The organism is Allocoleopsis sp., from assembly GCF_036703385.1.
Classification (GTDB): Bacteria; Cyanobacteriota; Cyanobacteriia; order Cyanobacteriales; family Coleofasciculaceae; genus Allocoleopsis.
In genome coordinates this window covers 1-3,974 of sequence record NZ_DATNPA010000361.1, presented here as the reverse complement: position 1 = coordinate 3,974, position 3,974 = coordinate 1, and the positions used below count along the sequence as shown (strand labels likewise).

At 42.5% G+C, this 3,974-nt stretch carries 9 protein-coding genes; 4 read left to right on the top strand and 5 right to left on the bottom strand.

Annotated elements, in window-relative coordinates; genetic code table 11:
* From V6C93_RS18000 to V6C93_RS17985, 4 genes are all read left to right on the top strand, one after another.
* Positions 1-226 (top strand): hypothetical protein (locus V6C93_RS18000; protein ID WP_333478050.1); only part of this gene is annotated, 226 nt, incomplete at its 5' end.
* A 3-nt stretch (positions 227-229) separates the two neighbouring features.
* Positions 230-592 (top strand): hypothetical protein, encoded by a 363-nt coding sequence (locus V6C93_RS17995; RefSeq protein ID WP_333478049.1) that lies wholly within the window; start codon positions 230-232, stop codon positions 590-592.
* Between the two features lie 5 nt (positions 593-597).
* Complete coding sequence (locus V6C93_RS17990) at positions 598-723, top strand: hypothetical protein (RefSeq protein WP_333478048.1); 126 nt, start codon at positions 598-600, stop codon at positions 721-723.
* A gap of 214 nt (positions 724-937) precedes the next feature.
* Entirely contained in the window at positions 938-1,714 is a 777-nt protein-coding gene (locus V6C93_RS17985) for a hypothetical protein (protein WP_333478047.1), read from the top strand.
* 81 nt (positions 1,715-1,795) lie between these two features.
* On the opposite strand, the gene V6C93_RS17980 is transcribed toward V6C93_RS17985, so the two are convergent.
* From V6C93_RS17980 to V6C93_RS17960, 5 genes are all read right to left on the bottom strand, one after another.
* Positions 1,796-2,059 carry a hypothetical protein gene (locus tag V6C93_RS17980; RefSeq protein ID WP_333478046.1) on the bottom strand — a complete coding sequence of 88 codons (264 nt, stop codon included), beginning with the start codon at positions 2,057-2,059 and terminating at the stop codon, positions 1,796-1,798.
* An 18-nt stretch (positions 2,060-2,077) separates the two neighbouring features.
* Positions 2,078-2,455 carry a DUF5615 family PIN-like protein gene (locus tag V6C93_RS17975; protein ID WP_333478045.1) on the bottom strand — a complete coding sequence of 126 codons (378 nt, stop codon included), beginning with the start codon at positions 2,453-2,455 and terminating at the stop codon, positions 2,078-2,080.
* A gap of 2 nt (positions 2,456-2,457) precedes the next feature.
* The gene (locus V6C93_RS17970; RefSeq protein ID WP_333478044.1) at positions 2,458-2,682 is read right to left on the bottom strand and encodes a DUF433 domain-containing protein; all 225 of its coding nucleotides are present in this window, start codon (positions 2,680-2,682) and stop codon (positions 2,458-2,460) included.
* 161 nt (positions 2,683-2,843) lie between these two features.
* Positions 2,844-3,335, bottom strand: a complete 492-nt coding sequence (locus V6C93_RS17965; protein WP_333478043.1) for a hypothetical protein — start codon at positions 3,333-3,335, stop codon at positions 2,844-2,846.
* Positions 3,335-3,700 (bottom strand): hypothetical protein, encoded by a 366-nt coding sequence (locus V6C93_RS17960; protein ID WP_333478042.1) that lies wholly within the window; start codon positions 3,698-3,700, stop codon positions 3,335-3,337. The genes V6C93_RS17965 and V6C93_RS17960 overlap by 1 nt, the downstream gene beginning before the upstream one ends.
* Between the last annotated feature and the right edge of the window lie 274 nt (positions 3,701-3,974).

The window sequence follows — 3,974 nt, the reverse complement described above, 5'->3', positions numbered from 1 at the left end:
GGCAGAGATTCCAATGTTTCGGATGTTAGTTCGGGGAATCATAGGACTGGCTCCTTGTAATGCCAGAGTAATGGACAAATGGTTGCCGCTTGCAGGGCAATATCCTAATTATACTACAACTATACTACGAAATGAGGAGTGGACAGTTGGTGCGATCGCAATCTTATTGGAGCAGGTGCGAGCAAATTTCAGGGATACAATCAGAAGGAAAAGGCTTTTTTTGTAAGAAATGGCTGAAATTGTCACGCTGGAACTTCCCGAAACGCTGGCACAACGAGCCAAAGAAATTGCTGTTCTGACGAACCGACGACTTGAAGATGTGCTAGTTGAATGGATTGATCGTGCTAGTCAAGAACTCCCTGTGGAGTCACTGCCCGATGATTGGGTTTTGGCGCTGTGCGATATGCAGATGGAACCAGAACAACAAGAAGCTTTGAGTGAGCTTTTGGAGCGCAATCGCGAGGGGCAACTCAATAATGAAGAAGCCGATCAACTGGATGAGTTGATGCAGGTTTACCGAAGTGGCTTGGTACGCAAGGCGCGATCATTAAAAGTGGCTGTTGAGCGTGGTTTGAGACCTGCTCTCAACTAAAGGTAATGGCTCGTACTTACATTCCTGTAGAAGTAGAACGCCGCGTCCGTGCTGCTGCTCGCAATCGCTGCGGTTATTGCTTGAGTCCCCAGCATTTGGTGATGGCTGGTTGGCATCCTCCAGAAGACTAGGAATCGCTAACTCCAAATTTTTAGATACAATAGCTCATTCGTACCAGAGTTTGTTTGAGACGAGTTATATCGTTTCCCGTTAAGTTTGCTACAGATGATGGACACGGAGACGCGGGGACGCGGGGACACGGAGATTGATTTGTAGCAAACATTTAGGTATTTGATATTAAATCCGTCGCTTAATCTAATCATTATTGGAGTAATTGCATCACTAATGACAGCTAAAGATATGAAAATTAAAAGCATTAATTTGCCTCTCAAAACTTCGCATAAAGATGGTGATATAAACCTAACTAAATTTTTTAAAAAGACTGGAAAACAACTAAGTCATTACTTTGATAACAAAGGAAAAACTCTTGAAGATATTTCTGAAGAGACAAAGATTCCTCAAGAAGAACTAATATACAGGGTGAAAATAAAAGGAAGATATAATGTTTGGGCAAATAAAATATTTATAATCCTTATGGATATAGAAGCATGGGCTAACAAAGCTAAGAAAGATCAGATTGAAGAAGAAATACGAGAGCGACTAAAAGCAGCGCTTGGTGGAGATAAGCAAGCCACAAGGATAGGGCAAATTGACCTTTTAACCAAAAAAGAGATTATTGAAATTAAGGTTATTGATAAATGGAAAGAAGGTGTAGGTCAATTAATACTGTTTGGAAAGTTATACCCAAATCACTCAAAACGATTACACCTATTTGGCAATTTTCCTACGCGAATAAAACCAAATTTATCTACAGAGTTATTAACTCTAGAATTAATAAAAGAATTTTGTAATGATTTTAACATTAAAGTCATTTTGGAGGGAGCATCCCAATTTTGCACGTTTATTTTAAATGGGTCTGAACCCCTTGTAATCTGGTTACTAGTGGGAATGATTTTACAAAATCGGGATGCTCCAATTTTAGAGAAGGAACTGGGTATAAATGTGAGTGAAAGAAATGGAATAGAAGATAAGGATTGTATGCAATTGAGCTTATTTGAATGATGAAATTTACCTGTCTCTGGTGACAGGTAAGCTCGATTATTCTTAGCTAAAGATGAGTGTAACGCCCTCCCACTCCTGACTTCAGCAAAAGCTAAAATTTTGGCGCGATCGCAGACTGGCATCATTGGGTTGGTCGAGGGAACGAATTATGAAATTAGGGGAGGAAGGGCTTGGCGGTTGGAAACCGCAGCTATACAAACAAAACCCGCCTACGCGGGTTATTTTATTAAATCCCTGACTTTTTGTTAGTCCGCGCAGGCGGACTTCGGTTGTATAGCCACGAATTCCATTCGTTAGGGCTTTCATTAGCATAGATGCGATCGCACCTTCCCCCACCCTGCACAAAATGCGATCGCATTACTATCATTCTTCTACAGGTCTAATTGGAAGTCGGCGCAGTCGATAACGACTGTCTTCAACCGTTAAAATTGCACCAGAAGTCAGCTCTCGATTGTATCCTGCTAAAGCCTCTAAAAGTTTTGGGGTAACATAAGTAGGTGTATAGTTTTGCAGCCGAAAAATAATCACACTTGGCAGTGCTTCAGTACCAACCGCTAAAAGCTCTGCAAAATCTAAATCGCAAGTTAGTACAATTCGCTCCTCTTGCCTTGCTTTCTCCAAAATATCAGCATCCGGCAGACGCTCCAACCCTTCTTCTTGCAGGTGAACAGCATCATATCCCTCCTGACGCAATGCTTGAACCGTGACCGGAGAGATACCCATATCTGCTAAAAATCTCATGATTAGCTAACCATCAATGGGCGAACTTCTTCGCTAGCCAAAAATGCTGCATATCGAAGGCAGGCGCTGATATCTTCAGCCTCCAAATAGGGATAATCCCTGATAATTTCCTCAACACTCATGCCATTGGCAATCAAATTCAAAACTAGAGAAACAGTAATTCGCATCCCGCGAATGCAAGCACGTCCACCCATGATTCGCGGATCGAAAGTAATACGTTCAAACATAAATTTTCCCTCCTGGTATTTAGAATTGTAGGCGGACGGTCAAGAAAAGCGAAACTCTAACCCGCTCAGATGCAAGTAAAGCAGTAGGCGATCGCACCTCCCCCCACCCCCCACAAACTGCGATCACCTTCCCCTTCGATATCATTTAGTGAAACGTCATCCTATGCCACTTTGGACAGAAAAGCACCTGTTTGCATATCCAAAAATAAACTTTCCCCTGACATCAGCCAAATTTCCAAACCGGATTCATTAGTCATTACTATTTCTTCAGCTAAGTCAGGCAACCCCTTAATCAACCGGATAGAAAAATCAGGATTAAAAAGCAATACCTCATCCTCAGTGAGTACAGCAGTAAGCTTTGCCCCAACCAGAATTTGAACCAAATTGCTATTAAGGGCAAGAGATAGACGAATTTGACCTTGAGACAGACAAATTGCTGCAATCTGTTGATCGACTCCAACCCAGACTGCTCGTTTATCTAATGAGAGTTCAACAATTGGCTCAACTAATTCGCTGCACCAACTTAATCCATACAAGCCTAGAGTATTACCTAGGTCTAAAACAGCAAACTTCCGAGCATGAGCGTGAGCGAGCGCTCTTCGAGCAGCCTCTATTTTCTTAAACTCTGATTCGCCAATAATTTGAATATTCATCAGTCCGACTCCTGCCGATAGATTTTAGGAATAATAGTGACAACTTCAGGAGTAGAGGATAGGTCACTATTTGGATAGAAGTATTTGACCTCAATCGCTCCCCCGCTCAACTCCACTCTCCTAGTAATAGTGATGCCATACCCAGAAAAATATCTACCTGTCTCAGGAGCCTTTAAGCCATCCTGAAAGATTTGTAGAAGGCGTTCTCGCCCACCCGCAGCCTCATCAATACCTAGTTGCCTTAAGTCTGCTAAATTCTGTAACGCTCTTCGTTGATTGCGAGGATTGGATTGTACACGACCAAAAAAGTAGTTAAACTTGCTCTGTTTGAGAGTAAACTCCCAATTTTCTCCATTTTCACTCACGCTTGGGTTCTAGAACAGGGTGACTACTGATTAGGATATACCCTAGATCTTACATGTTCGCTCTTTGTTCGTTTACCATGTGCGATCGCACCACCCCCCAACCCTCCACAAAATGCGATCGCATCCCCCTATCTCCAATCACCTCAGAGAAACTTTTTTCCTCACCAGTCTCATCATTTCTCCCGAATCCTCATAAGGTACGGGAGGACTCCACTCACTCACCTGTGCAAACCCAAGGCTGCAAAGCCTTTTGATGATCATGTCTATCCCTTTG

Excerpts from the sequence above, each read along its gene's own strand:
- V6C93_RS17995 (WP_333478049.1), top strand. The coding sequence starts at position 230 with ATGGCTGAAATTGTCACGCTGGAACTTCCCGAAACGCTGGCACAACGA.
- V6C93_RS17990 (WP_333478048.1), top strand. The coding sequence starts at position 598 with ATGGCTCGTACTTACATTCCTGTAGAAGTAGAACGCCGCGTCCGTGCT.
- V6C93_RS17985 (WP_333478047.1), top strand. The coding sequence starts at position 938 with ATGACAGCTAAAGATATGAAAATTAAAAGCATTAATTTGCCTCTCAAA.
- V6C93_RS17975 (WP_333478045.1), bottom strand. The coding sequence starts at position 2,455 with ATGAGATTTTTAGCAGATATGGGTATCTCTCCGGTCACGGTTCAAGCA.
- V6C93_RS17970 (WP_333478044.1), bottom strand. The coding sequence starts at position 2,682 with ATGTTTGAACGTATTACTTTCGATCCGCGAATCATGGGTGGACGTGCT.
- V6C93_RS17965 (WP_333478043.1), bottom strand. The coding sequence starts at position 3,335 with ATGAATATTCAAATTATTGGCGAATCAGAGTTTAAGAAAATAGAGGCT.